We start from the raw sequence: 482 nt of genomic DNA on the forward strand, positions 1-482 counted from the left end.
TCTAACGCATCAGATACTGGAACGGTAACAATCACAGATAATGATACCCCAGCAATGAGTGTTGGAGATGTAACGATCGCAGAAGATGGTGGATCAGCCTCAGTACCAGTAAGTATTGACAATCCAAGTAGTGTAGCTACAGTGGTATCAATTACTACGGTAGACAACAGTGCGACAGATCCAGCTGATTATACAAGCACAACAGTTACCGCTACGATTCCAGCAGGACAGACAGTGGTAAATGTTAATATTCCAATTACGGATGATACAACAGGTGAACCTACAGAAGACTTTACCGTGACTGGAACGGTGGCAAGTGGGAACACTTCTAACGCATCAGATACTGGAACGGTAACAATCACAGATAATGATACCCCAGCGATGAGTGTTGGAGATGTAACGATTGCAGAAGATGGTGGTAGTGCAAGTGTACCAGTAAGCATTGACAATCCAAGTAGTGTAGCTACAGTGGTATCAATTAC

At 43.6% G+C, this 482-nt stretch carries 1 protein-coding gene; it reads left to right on the forward strand.

The genetic code is table 11. The features are described from left to right. A partial coding sequence (locus tag Q0828_RS24395) for a Calx-beta domain-containing protein (RefSeq protein WP_298427981.1) occupies nt 1-482 on the forward strand: 482 nt, incomplete at both ends.

This window comes from uncultured Kordia sp., assembly GCF_947496985.1.
In the GTDB taxonomy this organism is placed as follows: domain Bacteria; phylum Bacteroidota; class Bacteroidia; order Flavobacteriales; family Flavobacteriaceae; genus Kordia.